The organism is Gottfriedia sp. NPDC058432 (assembly GCF_042721555.1).
GTDB lineage: Bacteria > Bacillota > Bacilli > Bacillales > Bacillaceae_G > Gottfriedia.
In genome coordinates this window covers 91,776-114,277 of record NZ_JBHXLC010000006.1, presented here as the reverse complement: position 1 = coordinate 114,277, position 22,502 = coordinate 91,776, and the positions used below count along the sequence as shown (strand labels likewise).

24 protein-coding genes and 1 other annotated feature are annotated in these 22,502 nt (G+C 31.9%); of the genes, 8 read left to right on the top strand and 16 right to left on the bottom strand.

The genetic code is table 11. The features are described 5' to 3' along the window. Positions 1–72: 72 nt before the first annotated feature. Together cls and mecA are read right to left on the bottom strand one after the other, a co-directional pair. Positions 73–1,620, bottom strand: a complete 1,548-nt coding sequence (gene cls, locus ACFWM3_RS08365; protein ID WP_390311017.1) for a cardiolipin synthase — start codon at positions 1,618–1,620, stop codon at positions 73–75. 50 nt (positions 1,621–1,670) lie between these two features. Continuing rightward, positions 1,671–2,342, bottom strand: coding sequence for an adaptor protein MecA (gene mecA / locus ACFWM3_RS08360; protein ID WP_056473639.1), 672 nt, complete (start codon positions 2,340–2,342; stop codon positions 1,671–1,673). Positions 2,343–2,661: 319 nt separating this feature from the next. On the opposite strand from mecA, the gene ACFWM3_RS08355 reads away from it, so the two are divergent. Beyond that, complete coding sequence (locus ACFWM3_RS08355) at positions 2,662–3,333, top strand: TerC family protein (RefSeq protein ID WP_056474234.1); 672 nt, start codon at positions 2,662–2,664, stop codon at positions 3,331–3,333. A 135-nt stretch (positions 3,334–3,468) separates the two neighbouring features. Here ACFWM3_RS08355 and spxA read toward each other — a convergent pair whose 3' ends face one another. Continuing rightward, positions 3,469–3,867 (bottom strand): transcriptional regulator SpxA, encoded by a 399-nt coding sequence (gene spxA, locus ACFWM3_RS08350; RefSeq protein WP_390311016.1) that lies wholly within the window; start codon positions 3,865–3,867, stop codon positions 3,469–3,471. Between the two features lie 529 nt (positions 3,868–4,396). On the opposite strand from spxA, the gene ACFWM3_RS08345 reads away from it, so the two are divergent. Beyond that, positions 4,397–4,600, top strand: coding sequence for a hypothetical protein (locus ACFWM3_RS08345; protein WP_056473635.1), 204 nt, complete (start codon positions 4,397–4,399; stop codon positions 4,598–4,600). Between the two features lie 847 nt (positions 4,601–5,447). On the opposite strand, the gene ACFWM3_RS08340 is transcribed toward ACFWM3_RS08345, so the two are convergent. Genes ACFWM3_RS08340 through opp3b form a run of 4 tightly spaced genes read right to left on the bottom strand, consistent with a single transcriptional unit; the run spans position 5,448 to position 9,393 of the window. Then, entirely contained in the window at positions 5,448–6,383 is a 936-nt protein-coding gene (locus tag ACFWM3_RS08340; RefSeq protein ID WP_335407589.1) for an ABC transporter ATP-binding protein, read from the bottom strand. Continuing rightward, positions 6,373–7,422: an ABC transporter ATP-binding protein gene (locus ACFWM3_RS08335; RefSeq protein ID WP_056473632.1), complete on the bottom strand. Its 1,050-nt coding sequence runs from the start codon at positions 7,420–7,422 to the stop codon at positions 6,373–6,375. The genes ACFWM3_RS08340 and ACFWM3_RS08335 overlap by 11 nt, the downstream gene beginning before the upstream one ends. A gap of 21 nt (positions 7,423–7,443) precedes the next feature. Next, a complete protein-coding gene (opp3C, locus tag ACFWM3_RS08330) occupies positions 7,444–8,463 on the bottom strand; it encodes an oligopeptide ABC transporter permease (protein ID WP_056473631.1) in 1,020 nt (339 codons plus the stop codon). Positions 8,464–8,466: 3 nt separating this feature from the next. Further along, complete coding sequence (gene opp3b / locus ACFWM3_RS08325) at positions 8,467–9,393, bottom strand: oligopeptide ABC transporter permease (RefSeq protein WP_056473628.1); 927 nt, start codon at positions 9,391–9,393, stop codon at positions 8,467–8,469. 816 nt (positions 9,394–10,209) lie between these two features. On the opposite strand from opp3b, the gene ACFWM3_RS08320 reads away from it, so the two are divergent. Together ACFWM3_RS08320 and trpS are read left to right on the top strand one after the other, a co-directional pair. Then, a complete protein-coding gene (locus ACFWM3_RS08320; protein WP_390311015.1) occupies positions 10,210–10,584 on the top strand; it encodes a DUF3899 domain-containing protein in 375 nt (124 codons plus the stop codon). A gap of 58 nt (positions 10,585–10,642) precedes the next feature. Then, positions 10,643–10,872: a binding site (T-box leader), on the top strand. Between the two features lie 62 nt (positions 10,873–10,934). Further along, positions 10,935–11,933: a tryptophan--tRNA ligase gene (trpS, locus tag ACFWM3_RS08315; RefSeq protein ID WP_390311014.1), complete on the top strand. Its 999-nt coding sequence runs from the start codon at positions 10,935–10,937 to the stop codon at positions 11,931–11,933. Between the two features lie 198 nt (positions 11,934–12,131). Here trpS and ACFWM3_RS08310 read toward each other — a convergent pair whose 3' ends face one another. The 6 genes from ACFWM3_RS08310 to ACFWM3_RS08285 form a co-directional block, all read right to left on the bottom strand. After that, complete coding sequence (locus ACFWM3_RS08310; RefSeq protein ID WP_056473623.1) at positions 12,132–12,884, bottom strand: YjbA family protein; 753 nt, start codon at positions 12,882–12,884, stop codon at positions 12,132–12,134. A gap of 215 nt (positions 12,885–13,099) precedes the next feature. Then, positions 13,100–13,837, bottom strand: a complete 738-nt coding sequence (locus tag ACFWM3_RS08305) for a DUF2268 domain-containing putative Zn-dependent protease (RefSeq protein ID WP_390311013.1) — start codon at positions 13,835–13,837, stop codon at positions 13,100–13,102. Positions 13,838–14,025: 188 nt separating this feature from the next. Beyond that, a complete protein-coding gene (fabF, locus tag ACFWM3_RS08300; protein ID WP_056473619.1) occupies positions 14,026–15,264 on the bottom strand; it encodes a beta-ketoacyl-ACP synthase II in 1,239 nt (412 codons plus the stop codon). Positions 15,265–15,290: 26 nt separating this feature from the next. Beyond that, positions 15,291–16,226 carry a beta-ketoacyl-ACP synthase III gene (locus ACFWM3_RS08295; RefSeq protein WP_056473618.1) on the bottom strand — a complete coding sequence of 312 codons (936 nt, stop codon included), beginning with the start codon at positions 16,224–16,226 and terminating at the stop codon, positions 15,291–15,293. 318 nt (positions 16,227–16,544) lie between these two features. After that, positions 16,545–17,351: a hypothetical protein gene (locus ACFWM3_RS08290; RefSeq protein WP_390311012.1), complete on the bottom strand. Its 807-nt coding sequence runs from the start codon at positions 17,349–17,351 to the stop codon at positions 16,545–16,547. 47 nt (positions 17,352–17,398) lie between these two features. Further along, positions 17,399–18,124, bottom strand: a complete 726-nt coding sequence (locus ACFWM3_RS08285; RefSeq protein ID WP_056473614.1) for a hypothetical protein — start codon at positions 18,122–18,124, stop codon at positions 17,399–17,401. A gap of 164 nt (positions 18,125–18,288) precedes the next feature. On the opposite strand from ACFWM3_RS08285, the gene ACFWM3_RS08280 reads away from it, so the two are divergent. Then, positions 18,289–18,477, top strand: a complete 189-nt coding sequence (locus ACFWM3_RS08280; protein ID WP_056473612.1) for a YjzD family protein — start codon at positions 18,289–18,291, stop codon at positions 18,475–18,477. Between the two features lie 234 nt (positions 18,478–18,711). Here the strand turns inward: ACFWM3_RS08280 and ACFWM3_RS08275 are convergent, their stop codons facing one another. After that, a complete protein-coding gene (locus ACFWM3_RS08275; RefSeq protein WP_056473610.1) occupies positions 18,712–18,894 on the bottom strand; it encodes a YjzC family protein in 183 nt (60 codons plus the stop codon). A 152-nt stretch (positions 18,895–19,046) separates the two neighbouring features. Between ACFWM3_RS08275 and ACFWM3_RS08270 the strand changes: the two genes are divergently transcribed. Next, a complete protein-coding gene (locus ACFWM3_RS08270) occupies positions 19,047–19,862 on the top strand; it encodes a Cof-type HAD-IIB family hydrolase (RefSeq protein WP_390311011.1) in 816 nt (271 codons plus the stop codon). A 190-nt stretch (positions 19,863–20,052) separates the two neighbouring features. Further along, positions 20,053–20,196, top strand: a complete 144-nt coding sequence (locus ACFWM3_RS08265; protein WP_165347023.1) for a hypothetical protein — start codon at positions 20,053–20,055, stop codon at positions 20,194–20,196. 101 nt (positions 20,197–20,297) lie between these two features. Here the strand turns inward: ACFWM3_RS08265 and ACFWM3_RS08260 are convergent, their stop codons facing one another. Beyond that, complete coding sequence (locus ACFWM3_RS08260; RefSeq protein WP_390311010.1) at positions 20,298–20,801, bottom strand: BsuPI-related putative proteinase inhibitor; 504 nt, start codon at positions 20,799–20,801, stop codon at positions 20,298–20,300. Positions 20,802–21,042: 241 nt separating this feature from the next. Between ACFWM3_RS08260 and ACFWM3_RS08255 the strand changes: the two genes are divergently transcribed. Next, positions 21,043–21,633, top strand: a complete 591-nt coding sequence (locus ACFWM3_RS08255) for a DUF421 domain-containing protein (RefSeq protein ID WP_390311086.1) — start codon at positions 21,043–21,045, stop codon at positions 21,631–21,633. 59 nt (positions 21,634–21,692) lie between these two features. On the opposite strand, the gene ACFWM3_RS08250 is transcribed toward ACFWM3_RS08255, so the two are convergent. After that, a complete protein-coding gene (locus ACFWM3_RS08250) occupies positions 21,693–22,502 on the bottom strand; it encodes a YitT family protein (protein ID WP_390311085.1) in 810 nt (269 codons plus the stop codon).

Here is a 22,502-nt window from a genome sequence, read left to right as displayed (position 1 = left end):
TTTTAACTATATGAAATATTAGAAAAATGTTCTATCAATGTTCTATCAATGTTCTATCAATAAGATAGCTCATTACAAAAGTGGTGCCATTAATCTTGATAATGATTCAAATATCCTTTTGTATATAGGTCTCTTTTTAAAATCATTAAATATAATTGCTTCAGAATCGCGGATATCATTATTAAAATCATTAACTAAATGATTAATACTTTCTTCTAAATATAAAAATGCAGTGACTTCGAAGTTTAAACGAAAACTTCTCATATCCATATTTGCCGTGCCAACAGATGCGATTTCATCATCTACAATCAATATTTTACTGTGCAAGAATCCTTGTCTATATTCATAGATTTCTACACCTGCTTCTAATAACTCTGGAAAATACGAACGTGAGGCATAAAATACGATTTTCTTATCAGGACGATCAGGCATTAGAATTTTTACTTTTACCCCACCATTTGCTGCAACTTTAAGAGCAGTTAAAATATCTTCATCGGGCACAAAATACGGTGAAGCAATGTATATACTTTTCCTTGCACTTGTAATCATCGCAAAAAATAACTCTTTTATCACTTCATGCTTTCGGTCTGGTCCACCAGAAACAAGCTGAATTGCTCCTTTTGAAGAATAACTACTAGCATTAATGTCAAAGTACTCTTTGTCATCAATTAACTCATTCGTCATATAATACCAGTCTTGCAAGAATATGAATTGTAGTGTTCGTACACCTTCTCCATTAAGGTATAGATGGGTATCTCGCCACTTTCCAAAATAATGGTCTTTCCCTAAATACTCATCTCCAATATTTAATCCTCCAACAAATCCTACATTCGAATCTATAACGATAATTTTCCGATGGTTTCGGTAATTAATCGTATCATTTAAAACTGGAATTTTAACTGGAGAAAATGGTAGTATTTCTACACCAGCTTTTCGTAAGTCTTTAACAAAATTTCTTGATAATTTCCAACTGCCTACAGCGTCATAGAGAAATCGTACCTTTACTCCATTCTGTGCCTTTTCAATTAGAATATCTTTTAGTTGATTACCAATCTCATCATTTCTTACTATATAAAATTCGATATGAATATGGTGCTTTGCTTTTTTAAGTTCCTCAATTATTTTTGGAAAGGTTTCACTTCCGTTTGTTAGAACTTTTGTAAAAGTATTCATCGTGACTGGAGTATTACTCTGTTTAGCTGCAATATTTATTAGATACTCTAATCTTTGATTTTGCGCTATAAAATCTTTCACTTCTACATCTTCGGATCCACTAATTAAACCATTTGCATTTTGATCATTAATTGCCTTTTTTCGATAGACCATTTTCTTTTTGTAATTTTGTCCAAAAATTAAATAAAAAACAAAACCAAATAACGGGAAAATAGCTAAAAGTATAATCCATGTTAAAGTTCTAGCAGGATTTCTATTTTCAAGGAAAATAATAATCGATACACCTATAGCTGTTATCGAGAACATGATACTTATTAATCTAAAAATAGTAGATTTCTCAAAAAATGCAAAATTCATTAACCAAATGAATTTAATAGTTGGAGAAGCAAAATATAAAATGCATACTACAATTGATAAAAATATTAAAATCTTTAATCGAAATTGCATCAATATTCTCCTTTATAAAGAAAAGAAACCGATCCCTAAGGCATCGGCTATTACAATAATGGAAAAATTGATTTAAAATGAGGTAAAGCTGTCTTTTCATAAATCAATTTTCCGTATTCCTCTAAAACATGTATAGTTACTTTTGAACGATGACCATATTCAAGTAACATAGATGATAAATATTCGACTTGAATTTCATCAAGCAATTCTTCTTCAAATTTAACATAAAGATAGTAATAATCTTGGAAGGAATATAGTGTGCTTTCAAATGATTCTTGATTAACAGCATGTGATAAAGAAATAATGTCTTCAAGATTTTTAAAGGAAAGAATAAGTTCAGTTTCCTCTTCATCCATCGATTCAAAAATATCGTCATCATCATCTTCATCTGAATCATCGTCATCATCTACAGAGATAAATGGAATTTCTAAATTCTTTTCTCCTTCACCTAAATTCACTTCTACTTTTTTGCCGTCTTTAGAAATCACAGCTTTTGTTACAACAACTTCTAAACCCTTGTCTAGTGCCTGTACCTGAATCCATAGGGGGCCACCAGCAATGAATTCCTCAGTCAAATGCGCTTCATCAATTAATTCCCAGAAAAGCTCTTCACTTCTTTCTCGATCTAACCATACTTCATCTTTAGAGAAACCTCTCTCCTCGATGTCTAAGTAGGATATGGAGAACTTAAACGTATTTTCATTAATTCTTTCTATTTCCATTTGTTTTCCCCCTCCTTTAATGAACAACAAGTAATTGCGTTAGACGAAATAGAATAAATAAAGTAAAAGAATTTTATGTTAAATATAAAATTCTGAAATAGTAAATTAGAAAAATACTCTTAAAAATTTAGCTTTAATAAGTAAATTTTTATCTATCTTACCATGAAAATTTATTAAATGCGAATAGTAACTACAATTATATTTTATGATACAAATTAAAATTTTGGAAATAAAATTCACCTATTTTTTAAAAATCATCATATACCTATTAATATTAGGACAATCATTTAAAGCTTTTAATAAGAGAGGTGAATTCATGATAGATCTTCATTATATATGGTCCTTTTTAATGATTGTTATTATCGACATTGTTTTAGGCGGAGATAATGCTATTGTCATTGCATTAGCATGTAGAAAATTACCATATAAGCAACGTAACATAGCGATAATTTTCGGTAGTATTACCGCAATTGTTTTACGAATTATCCTAACAATATGTGCAATTTTCGTCCTTAAAGTCCCATTCTTACATTTAATTGGCGGAATATTACTTTTGTACATAGCTTGCAAATTAATTATCCAGGAGGATGACAACCCTTCTATAAAGGAGAACTACACAGTTTTCCATGCAATTCGTACAATTGTATTTGCTGATTTAGTTATGGGGATTGATAACGTATTAGCAATAGCTGGGGCATCAAACGGAAAGCCATCATTAGTCATTTTAGGTCTTTCCATCTCAATTCCAATTATTATTTGGGGAAGTAAAATCGTTTTATGGTTTTTAGAAAGATATCCAATTTTGAGTTTTGTAGGGGCTTCTGTTCTTTCAATAACAGCTAGCAAAATGTTAATAGACGAGCCATTTATCAGTCAATATATAAACGGACGAAACGATATGGAATTAATTGTCGGCTCATCTTGTATAATCTTTACCATTGTCATAGGTTATTATTTTAATAATATTCGATACCGAAAGCGAACATCCTAGTTGTTAAAAAAAAGCTGTAAAAAGTATGCATTTAACTTTTTACAGCTTTTTATATAATATGAATAAGTATTTGTTCAATATGATTGAGAATCTTAATCAAGAATTGTAATTTTTTTCACAATTCAAAACAAAGATTTACTCATTAACTAAACGTTGTGCTTCACGTAATTGATATGTGCGAACTGAACGCGGTAAAAACCTTCTGATTTCATCTTCATTATAACCAACTTGTAAACGCTTCTCATCAATAATGATCGGTCTTCTAAGTAAACCAGGGTATTTTTGAATGATTTCATATAAGTCTTGTAAAGGAAGACTTTCTAAGTCTACATGTAATTCTTGGAAAATTTTTGATCTTGTTGATATAATTTCATCAGTACCACTTTCAGTCATACGTAAAATTTGTTTAATCTCATTAATTGATAATGGTTCTGAAAAAATATTTCTTTCTTTATAAGGAATATTATTATCTTCTAGCCACATTTTCGCTTTTCGACAAGACGTACAACTTGGTGAATTATACAAAATTACCATTTTGCTCTCCCCCTAACTACTCTTTTTAAAAAAAAGAATATAGTTATGTGTATTAATTTATAAGAATTGGTTAATTATAATTAGTTTAATCTACCACTATGTTCACCATTATACAGTATTGTGCTAAATAAATATATACAAATTTGTAAAAAAATTTAAAAAAACCTATACAAAAGGTGTACAATTTTCAGTAAATTCTTAAGTAAAATATAGGCTAATTTCTTTCATCTATTTTACGTATGTGAAAGCTGATTTTCCTCATCATATACCTCACTAACTGTGAGTCAAACCTGCATCCATATTTCATCCTCTTTTCCATTCTATAACCTCCCCCACAACATTATCCAAAGTAGTCAAGTACGCCTTTCATTTCACACAACTTTAATCCTAAAAATTACAATACTAAAAGCTTGATTGCTTTATAAATAGCCCGAAAATAATTATTATGAAAAAGTTTATTTATTCTTTCTATTTCATCAATTTTTTAATACAATAATAGTAACGCTTACATTCCTAGGAGGCTAATCTAATGGCAGCTTACATAACTGATCTATTGATTGTTGCAGTGTTAGTAATTGGAATTACTGCACTTAATGGTGTGTTTACAAACGCGATCGGCGAAAAAATATTTGGTAGAAGTAAAAAAAGTCAATTTGTTGAAATGTCTGACAGAATGTCTGCAAACTTCAAACAAGTTGGTGGCCAAGGTAAGTTCCGTAAAAAAACTTATTAAGTGCAGCATTATAAGAAATTTACGATTAAAAAAAGGGCAAAAGCCCTTTCTTTTTTTTGCTTTGATAAGGTTTAGTGTATAACCAATGTAGAATTGATTAAGGTCACTAGTTCATCCTCATGTACAGTACTTTGAAATATTAAATTCAGGGGCTTTGAATTAAAAAATTGGTTATCATTGTACACTCTGGATTAATTTTCTTCTAAGCTTGTCCTACCATTAATATACCTAGCCTTATCTACACTTAATATGATAAAACCTCCACCTTAATTTTCCCTTAACTTGATCGAATTCTTAATGTGTAAGAAATTACGGATTTTTTGTTTTTTACTTACTCATGAACCTCTTATGAGTAACCATTTTGCTTCTTTTTGTTGTTTTACTTCCTCATGAACCTCTCATGAGTAACCATTTTGCTTCTTTTTGTAGTTTTACTTCCTCATGAACCTCTCATGAGTAACCATTTTCCAGCTTTTTGCTGATTTACTTCCTCATGAACCTCTCATGAGTAACCATTTTGCAGCTTTTTGGTGTTTTACTTACTCATGAACCTCTCATGAGGAACCATTTTGCTTCTTTTTGGTGTTTTACTTACTCATGAACCTCTCATGAGTAACCATTTTGCAGCTTTTTGCTGTTTTACTTCCTCATCGACCTCTCATGAGTAACCATTTTACAGCTTTTTGCTGTTTTACTTACTCATGAACTCATGATCTAACCACTTTTAAATTAGCAAATTTCATTTATCCTCGCGATCTTGGTCTAAATACCATTCCCTACCTATTCTCCCCTTACATTCCTAATCCAATAAAAAAATCCTAGTGATAACCTCACTAGGATTAATTGATTATTTATACATTTGTTGATAATTTTTAAATTCTGCTTCAGAGCAAAGTACGAAATGTCCCGGACGAACTTCACGTAATTTTGGTTCTTCGTTTGAATAATCGTGTTGTTTTGGATCATAAACGATACGTTTACGATTGCGCTCATAAACAGGATCTGGAAGCGGAATTGCTGATAATAATGATTTTGTGTAAGGATGCATAGGGTAATCATATAATTCATTACTATCTGCAAGCTCAACAATTTTACCGTGATACATTACACCGATACGGTCACTAATGTACTTAACCATTGATAAATCATGGGCGATAAATAAATATGTTAAACCTTTTTCCTCTTGAAGCTTTCTCATTAAGTTTACAACCTGAGCTTGAATTGACACGTCAAGAGCTGAGATTGGCTCATCGGCGATAATAAAGTCTGGTTGTACAGCAAGTGCTCTTGCAATACCGATACGTTGACGTTGTCCACCTGAGAATTCATGTGGGAAACGGTTAGCGTGCTCTTTATTTAAACCTACTGTTTCAAGCAAGTCATAAACCATTTTCATTCGCTCTTCTCTGTTACGAGCTAAGCCATGAATATCAATACCTTCTGCAATGATATCTGCAACTTTCATACGCGGGTTTAATGAAGAGTATGGATCTTGGAAAATCATTTGCATACGGCGGTTAAATTGCTTTAACTCTTTACGACTTTTCTTACCATGTACATCTTCACCATCGAAAATTACTTGTCCATCAGTCGCATCATATAATCGAATGATTGAACGTCCAGTTGTAGATTTACCAGAACCCGATTCACCTACTAAACCGAAAGTTTCTCCACGGAAAATGTCAAATGTAACATCATCGATTGCTTTAACAGTTGTTTTACCTGTATTAAAGTATTGTTTTAAATTTTTAACTTCAACTAATTTTTCTGCTTTATTTGACATTTACTTCACCTTCCTTCATTCGTTGAATACGCTTGATAACGGCTTCAGGTGGTTCAACTTTTGGAGCATCCTCATGTAATAACCATGTTGCAGCGTAGTGTGTATCAGACACTTTAAACATAGGAGGTTCCATTTCATAGTCAATTTTTAAAGCATTTGGATTACGTGGTGCAAACGCATCACCTTTTGGAGGATTTAATAGATCTGGTGGTGTACCAGGAATTGCTACTAATTCTGCTCCTTGTTCATTATCTAGGTCAGGCATTGAAGCTAAAAGTCCCCAAGTATAAGGATGTTTTGGATTGTAGAAAATATCGTCTACAGTTCCCATTTCAACTACTTTACCAGCATACATAACTGCCACTTTATCTGCAACATTCGCAACTACACCTAAATCATGTGTAATAAAGATAATTGCTGAATCAGTTTTTCTTTGAATTTCTTTCATTAACTCAAGAATTTGAGCTTGAATTGTAACGTCAAGAGCTGTTGTTGGCTCATCGGCGATTAATAATTTTGGATTACATGCTAGCGCCATTGCAATAACTACACGTTGTCTCATACCGCCTGAAAATTGGTGTGGATATTGTTTGAAACGTGCTTCAGCATTTGGAATTCCAACAAGATTTATTAACTCTAAAGCAATTTTCTTTGCTTCAGTTTTACTCATATTTTGGTGCTTTATTAGACCTTCTGTAATTTGATATCCAATTGTTAATACTGGATTTAAAGAAGTCATAGGATCTTGGAAAATCATTGAAATTTCTTTTCCACGAATACCTTGCATTTCTTTTTCACTTAATTTAGCTAAATCTTTTCCATCGAATAAGATTTCACCGCTCTTAATTTTACCTGGCGGGTTTGGAATTAACCCCATTAATGCTTTTGATGTTACTGATTTACCTGAACCAGATTCACCTACAATTGCTAATGTCTCACCTTTTTTAAGATCAAATGAAACTCCGCGTACCGCTTGAACTTCACCAGCATGAGTATAAAAGGAGACACATAAATCTTTTACTTCTAATAATTTACTCATAGTTCATTCTCCTCTCAAATATTACTTACTCTTTGGATCTAAAGCGTCGCGTAACCCGTCAGCAATTAAGTTGAAACTTAAGATTAATAAGCTGATTACAACCGCCGGAATAATCATCATATGTGGGAAAGTTTGTAGTGACTTGAAGCCATCACTTACTAAAGAACCTAATGATGCTTTCGGTGGTGCAATACCTAGACCGATAAAGCTTAAGAATGCTTCAGCGAAAATTGCACTTGGAATTGTGAACATCATCATTACAATGATTGGACCCATAATATTTGGAATTAAATGTTTTCCAATTAATTGAGCATTAGTCGCACCTAATGTTTTTGAAGCTAAAACGAACTCCTGATTTTTTAATTTTAACATTTGTCCACGAACGATACGGGACATACCTACCCAACCTGTGATTACCATCGCTAAAGCGATTGAAAGAATACCTGGGTTTTTAAATACTAAGATGAATAGGATTACTACGATTAGATAAGGAACACCCATTAAGACTTCAGCAATACGTTGCATAATTGTATCTGTTCGACCGCCAAAGAATCCCGATATACCTCCGAAGGTTACACCGATAAGCATATCAATTACTGCTGCTAATAAACCAATTAAAATCGATACTCGAGCACCCGCCCAAGTTCTTGTGAAAAGGTCACGACCTAAATCATCAGTACCAAACCAGAAGTTTTCTTTAATATTTTTGTTTTTATAAACGTCATTTCCATATTGATCAATTCCATCAAATGGTAAGAATTTTACATTTTCTAATACACCAATTTTTGGTGGTAATTTCGATCTTTTTAAATCTTGGTCTTTATAAGAATGTCCACTCATCATTGGACCAAATAATGTGAAGAATAATAAGATGCCTAGGACAATAAAGCCTAACATTGCACCTTTATTTTTCCTAAAACGTCTACGAGCGTCTTTCCAGAATGAATCTGAAGGTCTAGAAATTTTATCCGCGTTATTCAAATCTACATTTGCAGGTTGGAATAAATCAGATGAAATTTTTTGAGCTGTGTTGTTGTTCATTATTTATTTACCTCCTGCTAAACGGATACGTGGATCAATTACACCGTATAAAATATCTACTACGAAAATTACGATTAATAGTAATGCACTATAGAAAATTGTTGTACCCATAATTACTGAATAGTCATTTGTTACAATTGATTGAACGAATTGAGAACCTAATCCAGGTACAGCAAACATATTTTCAATAACTAAAGTACCAGTCATTAAGTTTACAGCCATAGGACCTAAAATTGTGACTACTGGGATTAATGCATTTCGCAGGGCATGTTTAATGATTACGCCTACTTGAGAGATACCTTTTGCTTTTGCTGTTACGATATACTCTGAGTTCATTACTTCGATTAACTCAGTTCTTGAGAATCGAGCTACAGTTGCTGTTACGAATACTGACAATGCAATTGTCGGTAGAATCGTGTATTTAAAGCTTTCCCAATACGCTACTGGGAACAGATGTAATTTTACTGCTAAATAATACTGTAAGATTGCCCCGAATACGAATGATGGTATCGAGATACCTAAAACTGCTAGAACAGTAGAACCATAGTCCCATATAGTATTCTTTTTTAATGCAGCAACAATACCGAAGATTAATCCGATAAATGTTCCTAATAATAGTGCTTGAGCACCTAATTGAGCTGATGGACCAATACGAGTTTTGATCATATCAGTTACTTGACGATTATCGTATTTATATGAAACTCCTAAATCTCCTTTAACTAAATTCTCCATGTACTTTGCATATTGTACAGGAACTGGCTTATCTAACCCAAATTTAGCGAAGATAATTTGTTTTTGATCAGGTGTTAATTTCTCTGGGTTTTTTAATGGAGAACCTGGTAACAACTTCATTAAGAAAAATGTAACAGTACAAATTAAAAATAGTGTGACTAACATGTAAATAAATCTCTGTAGCACGTAACGTCCCACAACTGCACCCCCTTATAAATTTAAAAAATATTTTATTTTTTTTATTTTTTGATAATTCTTTTTGTAAAAATGAGAGCATTTGGATCTTTCCCTATTTGGATTTTTCCCCATACTCTTTAGTACCAATAATAATTCTGTAAATTTTTCGATCGATTTTACTTCTTGTCCATATTATTCTCAAACATGGGTTAAATCATTTAATCCATTTTTTTCATTGGATGTAAAATGGTGTAAATTTTTGCTTAAGCTTTTTTTCCAACAATGTAAGCGTATTCGTAATGACGCTTTTGGTCAATATTTTTTTACTGGAAAATTCTAAATTATTATTCTAAACAGATTATTTTTAACTAATTCTCCCTTTTAAAAATAAGCTGGGATCCTTATAAAAAATAACTTATTTAGATATTTATTCATAAATTTAGTAAAAAAATGAATGCTTATATTTGCAATTTCAGTATAACAAATTTATTTATCGAAACATATCTCACAATCCATGATGTATACCCCCTAAGATGCTAAAGCAATGTAGGTTAAAATGCAGAAAGTTAATATACAATTCTGAATTTTTATAGTAGAATTTTCGATAAGTATCGATTTTTTTCTACAAATTTTATTATACATTTTTACGAGAGTTTTACAACAATTTTGACAAATAAAATTAAATAATTTGTTAAAATAAATAGAATTGTCTTAAAAATGCTAACAATTTAAAAATATTTTGTAACGATTAGTTGAAACAGTTTACAATGTTATTATAGTATAGCATTATTAAGTCTACAATATATAATTCTTTCCAACAGGAGGATCACAAATTAAATGTCGAAACACTATATTATAGTACTATTATCAGCGATATTACTAGCAGCAATCTTTTCTCTTATCCAAGGAACATTAAACTTTTTCCTTCATTTCACGAACACAATATTCTATATTGGACTAACATTATTTGTTATTGGTGGTTTCTTATTAATTGTACAAAGTGGATTTTTTAATATCACTCGCTTTGGAATGCGTAAAGTTTTCGGAACGAGAGACCAACAGATGGCAGAAATGACTGGCGATGAATCACTTACTGTTAAAAAGGATATGATTTATAGGAGATATAAATTTTCAGTTACAAAACCATTACTAATGGCTTCAATCACGTTAGTTATTGTTTCTTTTTTATTCAGTTTTATCATTATTTCTTAAATGATGTATCAACATCTTGAAAGTTGAATATAATTAAGATATTATCTATAGAAAGTATATATTAGCTATGATGAAGAGTAGTAAACAGATTTTAGCATGTTAAGAGAGCTTGTGGATGGTGAAAACAAGTCATGCTCCCTGTCGAATGGACTTCTGAGCTTCGAACCGAACATCTAGTATAAGTAGGCTTCGACGTAACTCAAACGATAGATGAGAGCATGATTTCATGCATGAGTGATTCCTTATTTGGAATAACTAGAGTGGTACCGCGGTTTAATCGTCTCTATGTAAATAGAGAGATTATGCCGCTTTTTTTTTATTTTATTTAGTTTTATTTAGGAGGATTTAAGATGCAAACTATTTTTAGTGGAATTCAACCAACATCATCTGGAGGTATTACTTTAGGTAACTATTTAGGTGCCGTTAAACAATTTATTGAATTACAAAATGATTATAACTGTTATTTCTGTATTGTTGATCAACACGCAATAACAATACCTCAAGACAGACTCGCTTTACGTAAAAACATTCAAAGTCTATCTGCAATCTATGTTGCTGCTGGATTAGACCCAGAAAAATCAACTATTTTTATCCAGTCTGAAGTACCTGCACATGCACAAGCAGGATGGATGATGCAATGTGTATCTTATATCGGTGAATTAGAGCGTATGACACAGTTTAAAGATAAATCCTCTGGTAAAGACGGTGTATCAGCTGCTTTGTTAACTTACCCACCTTTAATGGCCGCAGATATACTTTTATACGGTACTCACTTAGTTCCAGTTGGAGATGACCAAAAGCAACATTTAGAGCTTACTCGCGACTTAGCAGACCGTTTTAATAAGAAATATAATGATATCTTTACAATTCCTGAAGTTAGAATTAGTAAAGATGCAGCTAGAATAATGAGTTTAGCTGATCCAACTAAAAAAATGAGTAAATCAGATGAAAATCAAAAAGCTACAATTTTTGTTTTAGATGATCCTAAAGTAATTGAAAAGAAAATTAAAAGTGCTGTAACAGATTCTGAAGGTATTGTTAAGTATGATAAAGAAAATAAGCCTGGTATTTCAAATCTACTAAGCATTTACTCAGCATTTACTGGTGAAACAATTCAAGAATTAGAAGATAAATACGCTGGTAAAAATTATGGAGAATTCAAACAAGATGTTGCAGATGTAGTAGTAAACGGTTTACGTCCATTACAAGAACGCTATAAAGAAATTATTACATCGACTGAATTAGATGATATTTTAGATGCAGGAGCTGCAAAAGCAAATGCCGTTGCAACTAAAATGATTAAAAAAATGGAAAACGCTATGGGATTAGGTCGCAAGAGAAAAAAATAACCCCGGTTTTCCGTAAAAATGAAAATAGGAATGGGTGTCTTAAAAGTCAAAGAACTTTAAGGACACCTTTTTCTTTATATTAAGGAAAAAGACGAAATATATGAGTTTATATAGTCAAGAAATCACTAAAAAACCCACAAGGAACTTTTATCACCTTGTGGGTCTTCTTCGTTTTGAGGCCCTTTAAAATAACCTCTTTTAGTTTACTTTTTGTTCGTGTTCCATTTCCCATAGCTTTTCAAAGAAAGGTTGACCTTTAACGATTCTTCCACATAATTGCTCATGTCGCTCTGACCAACCACTCTTTATTTCGTCATATAATTGGGACCAAATATCCTCAAATGACAAATCCTGAATTTGTTGATACGATCTTGGATTCCACTCAGTGTACCAATATCGAATCTCCGAAGGATTTTTTGATGAATGGAGTTGATCTAACGCCATAAATAATAACTGCTTTAGTTGTCTTTCTTTTCTTGTTAGTCCGCTCATAATAATTGGCGACGGTGACAGTATATGATGTTCTTTTGTTTCATCATTTACTACGTTTTGAAGACTATAGTGACTTTCTTCAATCTCGGCTGTCATATCATACACCATTTGTTCTTGCCTTGGTATTAAACGACTTTTTCGAATTGGTATATTATACCCAATTGTGTCAACCGCAATAATACCATTGCCGTCAGTTACTACAAAGCAATAATCTAGTTGAATACGCTCATGATTCTTTCTTACATAAGACTTTTGAAACACTTCAGTTAATAGACCGGAAGGAAGCTCTAATAGTTCATTTTCAATATACTGATATAACTCTGGAGTAACTTTAATGACTGGAACTTGGTCTAATAATTCAACACTATCATCTTTTCTCCATTCAAAAAAATGACAGACATTGTAACCATTTTCTTCACCTTCAAACCAATTGACCCATACATCATGTAAATACAACATTTACTACCCCTCACTTCACAACTGTATGTAACTTTCAGTATGGTCAGTGATTCACTAATTTATTCCATTTTCCACTGAATTACAAAAAGTGTTTAACAAACTGAATGAAAAATCGTCAATAAATCACTAAAATATCACAGATTAAAGCTGCTCTGATACATTAATACTAAGCAATACATTATATACAATCTAAGGTGCTCTGGAATCATTTGCATTCAAATCGAAATATAATGAATTGTATTTTCCTTAATCTTTTTACTTGGCGTTCTTAAAAGGATATCAGTTGACCATTCTGTCTGCTCTGTACAACTTTTAACAATGTCATATCCAACACTGTAACCCAATAATTTTGGAATTCCGTTCCCACCATACAAGTATTTTGAAAAATTATCATCATTACTTGTTATATCAAGTTTATCAATTAAATATTTTTTATAATATAATTCACATTGCTTGGAAGAATACTGATTTGTCCATGGTGCTTGAACCGCTTCTCCATACTTATCTAAAACTGCAGTTTCGGCTAAACCTTCTAAAATCATTGCATCAAGTAATGTGACCTTTTTGTTTTTATATAGTTTTGTCAATCTTACAATATGATGATACTCATGTAATAATACTGCTTTATGTTGTAAAATTCCTTCTAAAGGAGACAAAAATAAACAAATACAATTTTTATGTGCGATCCCACCTCTTTGATAAGTCGTGTTTCTAAACAGATTTCCCGTTCTATGACAAGGTAAAATAATTATAGGTAGGTCAGGTCCATTAAATTCTTTTTTCAACTTCTCAAACTCTTCAGAAAGGCTTTTCCATACACTTTTTTCATCTAGTTGTTTCAGATCATCTTTACTCAATGGTGACAGTCTCGATAAACCGTGGGAAAGAAGATATTTATATAAACTCTCCTCATTATATTTCGGAAAATATGGTAAAAGTTTTTTCATTACCATTTGTTTATCTTCAATAAAATCAACCCATTTATAAGTTGGTATTATCCCAAGTTAATCACCTCAATTTACTATAAAGTATGATAATCAACTAGTGAAAGTTACTTTTTTTCACATTATGATTTCAAATAAAAAAAGCTTAGGTATATACCTAAGCTCCGTATCCAAACATTATAAAAATGAATTTTAACTTATTTCGAGAATTCTTTGAATGCTAAAGTTACATTATGTCCACCAAATCCTAATGAATTAGAAATTGCTGCTTTTACATTAAATGGTCTAGCAACGTTTGGTACATAATCTAAATCACATTCGCTATCAGTTTCTTGGTGATTGATCGTTGGAGCAATTACTTTATTATGGATTGTTAATGCCGTAATAATTGCTTCAATTCCACCTGCTGCTCCTAGCATATGACCAGTCATAGATTTTGTTGAACTAATTGGTACATTGTATGCATGTTCGCCAAACACTTCTTTAATTGCCATCGTTTCGAATTTATCGTTTAATTCAGTACTTGTTCCATGTGCATTAATGTAATGAATATCTTCAACTGATAAACCAGCATCATCAAGTGCCATTCTCATAGCACGTGCGCCACCTTCTCCACCTGGAGCTGGTGCTGTAATATGGTGTGCATCACCTGTTGTTCCGTATCCAACGATTTCTGCATAAATCTTCGCTCCACGAGCTAATGCGTGTTCTAATTCCTCAAGGAATACGATACCAGCACCTTCACCAATAATAAAGCCATCACGAGCATTGTCAAATGGACGACATGCTTTCTCTGGATCTGGATTTAATGATAAAGCTCTTGCAGCACAGAACCCAGCAAGACCCATATCAGTAATCGGTGCTTCTGCACCACCAGTAATCATTGCAACTGCATCGCCACGTTGAATAATTTTGAACGCATCACCAATCGAACTTGCACCAGAAGCACAAGCTGTAACTGTACAACCATTTGGACCTTTAGCACCTGTTAAAATAGATACTTGTCCAGATGCCATATCAGGGATTAACATCGGAATAAAGAACGGGCTTACTCGACGTGCACCTTTTGTTTGGAAAGTATTAAACTGTTCTTCATATGTTTCCATACCACCGATACCAGAACCAATCCAAACACCAACTTTTGGCGCAATTTCTTCGTCAATCGTAAAGTTTGCATCTTCTATAGCCATTTTTGAAGCTGCAATCGCATAGTGAGTAAAACGGTCCATGCGTTTTACTTCTTTTTTATCAATATATTTTTCAGGATCAAAGTCTTTTACTTCTCCCGCAACTTTAACAGGGAAATTATCAGGATTTTTTCGAGTCAGAGCACCAATTCCACTCTTTCCATTCATTAAACTTTCCCATACTGTATTTATATCATTACCAATAGGTGATACTGCACCTAAACCTGTAATAACAACTCGTTTTTTCATATCAAAAAAATCCTCCTTCAATTAGATTATCTTCCGAATCGAAGTGCAATTGCACCCCAAGTTAATCCGCCGCCAAATCCAACTAATACTAATACATCGTCTTCTTTAACATTACCTTTTTTATATTCTTCAACTAATGCAATTGGAATTGAAGATGAAGATGTATTACCATGACGATCAATAATTACACTCATTTTTTCTTTAGGTAGCTGTAATCTTTCTCTTGCTGCGTCCATTATACGAGTATTTGCTTGGTGTGGAATTAGGAAATCCACTTCTTCTTTCGTTAATCCTGCTAATTTTAATACACTTTCACAAGAATCTCCCATTTGACGAACTGCAAATTTAAACACTTCTCGTCCGTTCATTATTAAGTGATCTCCACCTTTATAAAGATGTTTACCACCAGTACCGTCCGCACCTAATTCATAAGAAAGAATTCCTCTGCCTTCACTTACTGGTCCGATAACCGCGGCACCTGCACCGTCACCAAATAAAACTGCCGTGTTTCGATCTTCCCAGTTAACAATTTTAGTTAACTTTTCAGCTCCGATTACAAGAATTCTACTGTATGTTCCAGTATTAACAAACTGAGCTGCAGTAACAACACCATAAATAAATCCAGCACAAGCTGCACTAATATCCATTGCAGCAGCATTTTTAGCTCCAAGTTTTTCTTGAATTACACATGCAACTGATGGAAACGACTTATCTGGAGTAACAGTTCCAACTAAAATTAAATCAAGTTCTTCTGCTTTTACATTTGCATCTTTTAAAGCTTCTACCGCAGCTTCATATGCTAAATCAGAAGTGTCTTGTTCGTCACTAGCAATTCTTCTTTCTTTAATTCCAGTTCGACTAACAATCCACTCATCTGAAGTATCCATCATTTGTTCTAAATCATAATTAGTTAATTTTTTTTCGGGTACGTATGAGCCAATACCTAAAATTCCAGCATTCATGAATATCCCCGCCTTACTTTATTATTTTTATGTCTTCTTCTTATTATTACCTGGTACTAATTTTATGAAATAATATGTACTTTGTCTACATTTTTATCTTTTAAAATCTAGGCTATGTAAAAAAGTTAGATCATTTCTTAAAAAGAATACCACTTTGGACGAACTTTAAATCCAAAGCGAATTTTTAAACTAATGTATTCTACTACAAAAAAGGAAATAGTTCAAAAACGAACTATTTCCTTTTATCATTCTTTATATGCTGGTTGAGGAAGTATTTTCTTCATACTCATGAAGTCTATATAGGGGGAATGTATTTCATTAGTAAAGATGAAAATGCTGTTGAATTTGCTGTTTTTGCTTTTGTATACCGTCCTCAAGTGAAGTTGAATTAATAATAACAAAAGGAGTTGCATCAATATAGTTTCTCATTTGAGCGAACTTTATTCCTTCGATCATATTTTGTAATCCAGTGAAATTCCCGTCCTCTGGTAAGAACATACATTGTTTAGCTGTGATGATATATTTATGTTCTTTTAATTCCTTCTCAGAAATGATCCGAATCGCTTTCCCTACATCTTCTACAAATAGAATTTCATTAGAACCGTATACATTTTTAATCGAAACATTTCTCTTTCCTAGGTCTTGAACAATTAATTCATGTACTAAGCCGGCAGATGGCTCCCAGGGTCCATATAAAGATGGAATTTCAATATAAGTAATATTGCAATCTATATTTTTACTCAATTCATTAACTGTTCTTTCTAAATCTGCTAATTCTTTTTTTGAAGATAATAAAAAGATAATATCCTTACTTTTGCCAATCATCTTGTTAAACAGTTTTTCGGTAAACTCTATACTATTAATTGTACCTTTTAACTTAAGTTCGTCATAAAAATGACAAATAAAAATGGTATCATATTGCTCATTCTCTACTAAAAATTGCTCTTCATCCAAAAAGATGACCTTTGCATTTCTTCCAATTGAGAAGATCTTTTCTTCACTTATTAAATCACTTTCATTTCCTTTTTCCATCACAACGGCTGAAACATCATTATATTCCATTAGTTGGCAAACCAACTCATATCCTATAAATCCACTAGATCCAATAACAGCACACCTTTTCATTATTAACCTCCTTCTTTTAGGAAATTTATTCAAAAAAAATATAGAGACTATAAAACATCCTGATATTTTTTTAAAAACCTTATTAAGTTTTTTCCACAATCAAATTTTTTCTCTTCTAATGAAATCAAAATCGAAAGCGGTAAATTATTTTTATGTCGCTCTTCTTCTAAAAGTCTAATATCGCTTTTCCATTTATAATGATTTCTCGTTGTTGTGTAAATTTTAATTGGTGAGATTGTTTCATAAAAAAAACATTCTCTATCTATAACCATATATATATCCGAAGCTTTATATGCTTTTAAAATTTCATGAACTGTTCTTTTATAGAACAGTTTATTTTCTCTTTCTAAATCTAATTCATTTTTTAAATTTAACGAAGGATTTAATAATGAAATACTTCTGACTTTTCCTTTTAAGAGGCCAAGTAATTTACAAACGACTAATGCTCCAGTACCTTCCCCAATTATATGAATTGATGGATTCAAAATTTCTTTTCTCATAACTGAATGATATAAGCTTTCTGCTAAATCGACAGCGTCATCAGAACCCCAATTTTTCCCATATAAATTTGAAGTGAATACTGTGTATCCTTCATCTGTTAAAGTTGATAATAGCTTTCTTTTATCAAAATGCTGCAATAAGCAACTATGTGCATTATCTACGTAATGTGTATTCCCACCGACATAGAGTACTCCGAAACCATTCGGTCTAATAGGTAGATGAATAACTGCATATTGATCCTCTTGTTTAAAAAACCTCTCAGTTACAGGCATTCTTATCACCTTATTATTAATGTAGTATTTTTGGGGAATTATAAAATAGGTATAAAAAAATTCTTAAGTTACTTTTTTTAATTAAAACTTTTTAATTATAACTTCAATTATCAAATTTCTAGGTATATAATATGATAAGAACTAACTAGATAGGAGTGATTAGAGTGCGTTTTATTATGACATTGTTCTGGAGCTTTGTTTTATGCCAAATGGGAGCTTACGTTTTAAGTTCAATGACTGGCGGAGTATATAATTTCACAACTGCTTCAGTTATGGCTGTAGTATTATCATTAGCTATTTCAGTTCTTAGCGAAGCAATAATTCCTAATGAACCTGTTGCAAAACACCACTAAAATCTATATATAACATATGTTGTAGCACCCAAAAACGTTCAACTTGGTATATACATATGTCATGATTTATAGTTTTAGATAATTTATAAAATACTAAAATTTTGATAAATACATTCAATATTTTGTATATTGTAAACACATAAAAGAGCGCCCTCGATCAATTAATCGAAAGCGCTTTTTTTTATCTTTTTTAAGTTTTTAATATTGAGCCCATTATGCTAAATTTACAATCAATTATTTAAATTTAGATTTATATGTCCATTTTCTGTTATGGTTTTGTGTATCTGGAAAAACTTCTCCAGCCTGAAGCTTAATTTGTTTTGGACGAGTTACGTTGCTTCCTGTTTCACCGATTTCCACGTATACCCCATTATTTGGTGCTTTGTCGCCTGGTCGAAATTGATGTGCTTGACCCATAATTCATTCCTCCTTCTATTTAGGTTCTTATTGTTCCTCTAAAAATAAAGTTTTTTCTTTTAAAAAGATGGTATCATTAGTAATTATTGGCTTTTTACCCAATAATATTTTTTCTTAAAAAGATTCACATTAAAAAATAAAAGGTGATGAATATGAAAACAAAACACTTAATTGCACTAGATTTAGACGGCACCTTATTAACGGATGAAAAAATAATATCCGAACGTACTTTAAAAGTGATCCAACAGTTAAAGACTCAGGGTCATGAAGTATGTATTTCAACAGGTAGACCTTTTAGAGCTAGTAAAATGTATTATGAACAATTAAACCTTACAACTCCAATTGTAAACTTTAATGGTGCTTATGTTCATCACCCTCTAGATGATTCATGGGGAGTTTATCACGAATCATTACCTTTAGGAGTAGCAAAAGAGGTAATTAGTTCTTGTAGAGAGTATGAATTAAAAAATATGTATGCTGAAGTAATGGACGATGTATACGCTGATAAACACGAAGAGGAGATACTCCCACTTTTCCACTATTTAAAAGAAGATATTATCCATGGAGATTTAGTTGAAAATCTTATTCAAGCTCCAACATGTCTTCTAATCGATAGTGATGAGTCTCATGTTGCAAGTATTCGTGAGCACTTATCAAATGTCCATGCTGAGGTAATTGATCACCGCCGCTGGGCAGCACCTCATCATATAATCGAAATTGTTAAAGCTGGTATGAATAAGGCAATAGGACTACAAAAAGTAGCATCTTACTATAATATTCCTCGAAAAAACATTATAGCTTTTGGTGATGAGGACAATGATTTGGAAATGATTGAATATGCGGGCCATGGTGTTGCAATGGATAATGCTATTCATCAATTAAAGAATATTGCCAACCACAAAACATTATCTAATCAAGATGATGGAATCGCGATTTTTCTTGAAGATTTTTTCAACTTAAAATTATAATTTATAGCACTTTCGTTGTCATTAATTTCAAAGATAACTAATAATAACCACTTATAACAATTTGCTAATTGTGCATTCTATTAAGGACTTCACCAATAAGGATTATCCACTTTTTGATATTGATCAATTACTATTGGAATTTCTTAAGAAGTCAAAAACAAAAAGCTTTCCTATTTAGGAGGGAATCACGATGGGCAAAGGTAATAAGTCTAAGCGCTTTATTCAACAAAGTTCTGATTCTGTTACAAAGTACTCTGAAAAATTCCCTTATCACTTTACATTAGCTGAAGCAGAAGAGCGAAAAGCTAATAATAGACAAAGCTTTAATGCTTAATTTAAAGCATTAAAAACAAAAAACAACCATTGGATTAATCCTTTGGTTGTTTTTTATTTATGAAAACACTCTGTTTATATCTTATTTACTGGAGAAAGTTTCTAGTAAGAAACTGTTTGGGTAACTGGTTTAATTTCTCCATTTAGATCCTTCTCATTAACCTTTGTTGCAACGAAAATTGCAGTTATTTCATAATTCCCATTTGGAAGTTTTTTATCTACAAAATTAACTTGCTCTTGCCAAACTTGCGCCTTTCCACTTGGAATTGCAACATTTGTAATGACCTGTGCATACGCCATTTCTCGAGATGACTGATAAACTACTTGTCCACTCTCATCTTTAATTGTAAAATCAACTGTTTGCGATGAAGGGAATGTAAAATTCACAGGGATTTTATTATCATTACGTATTGAATATTTCATCTTCACAATCCCGTTAGCTTCTGTAATCTCAAGTATTGGTGAAAGCTTTTCAACGTCGATCTCATTAATTTGACCTACAGTTTGTTTTGTACTTGGTGTTTGTTTTATTTCCTTGTCGCTCTTTGCACCACAACCAGAAAGAAGTAGCGAACAAGCTAATAAGAGAATCGTTCCCTTTTTCAAAATAATCCCCACCTTTTTAGTATCCTTATCCTAAATTATACCAAAAAGCTGAGAAATTACTTTAAAATTTCAGCGAAATATTGTTGTGATTAGTAGCATTGTTCATTTAGAAACAAATGCATAAATCTTAAAATTAAAAGAAAAATTAATTAAGTATTTATCTAATTGTCTATAAAAAATAATTAAGCTTTATCAAATATATATGTACTCCTTACCCATATTTGAAAGGGGAATTAACATGATGCATACTATTTTTCATTCATTCATACTAATTTTAGCTGGCATTTTACTATTAAGAATAGCTGGAAGAAAATCAATTTCACAAATGACATTGCCCCAAACAATTGTTATGATTTCGATTGGTACAATTATCGTTACTCCAATTATTGAAAAAGGCTTAACTAAAACAATTGTTGCTGCCACAGTTTTTGTATTAACTCTACTTGTATTAGAATATTTGCAGATGAAATCGAATACTCTTGAAAAATTTTTTACAGGAAAATCAAAAATTGTAGTAAAAAACGGGAAGTTGAATGTTAAAAATTTAAAAAAGCTACGGTTAACGGTTGATCAATTAGAAATGCGTATTCGAAATGAAGGAATTAATAAATTTGATGATATTAAGTTTGCTACAATTGAACCAAATGGCTTATTAGGATTCGAATTAGCCGAGGATGCGAAACCATTAACAATTGGAGAGTTTAAAACGCTTATGGATTCGTACGGATTTCAACTTAAAAATAATCATTTAAGCGAGAATACTCAAAGTTCTGCTTCAATTTTTAATGAATTAACAGGAAAACAAAAACCTGAAAATCCTAAATTTAAATAAATCGATCCATTAACAAAAAAAGACTAGCAAATTTCAGCTTTTTGCTAGTCTTTATCTATTTATATCTTTCTAAATTCCCCTAATACATCAACGGTTTGTACCACATTCGTAAAAGCTTTTGGATCTACCCTTTTTATAATTCTTTCCAAATCGTATAATTCATAACGAGATAATACAATCATTAAGATATCTTTATCTTGCTTAGTAAATGCTCCAGTAGCATTCATTTGCGTAATTCCTCGCACAAGTTTCGCATGAATTTCTTTTCTAAGCTCTTCACCTTTTGTAGTGACAATCATTGCTGTTAGCTTAACATGACTTGTATGAACACTATCAATCACACGAGTAGTAACATATAAATTGATTAAAGTATAAAGAGCTTTTTCCATTCCATATAACTGGCCAGCTGTAATGATAATAATTGCATTAAACAAAAAGAAATACGTTCCAACCGGTTTCCCTTTTGATTTTGAAAGAACTAAGGCGATAATATCCAATCCACCTGTAGACCCACCAAATTTTAATGTCATTCCAATACCGATCGCAGCAATTAAACCACCAAAAACTGCATTAAGAAGAATATCATCTGAAAAAATCGGTTTAACAGGTAAGATTTCTAAAAATAACGTCATTACCCCTACACTAAAGAAACTGAAATACGTAAAAGAACGTCCAACTTTTTTCCATGCTAAGACGATAACAGGAATATTTAATAACGCTAAAAGAATCCCCGTCGTTGCTGTAAACGGAGTGTAGTCAGTTATAATATTTGAAAGTAACTGCGCTAAACCTGCGAAACCACTTGAATAAACATTAGCAGGGATTAAAAAACAATTCATTGCAAACGCATTTAAGAAACCACCAATCAT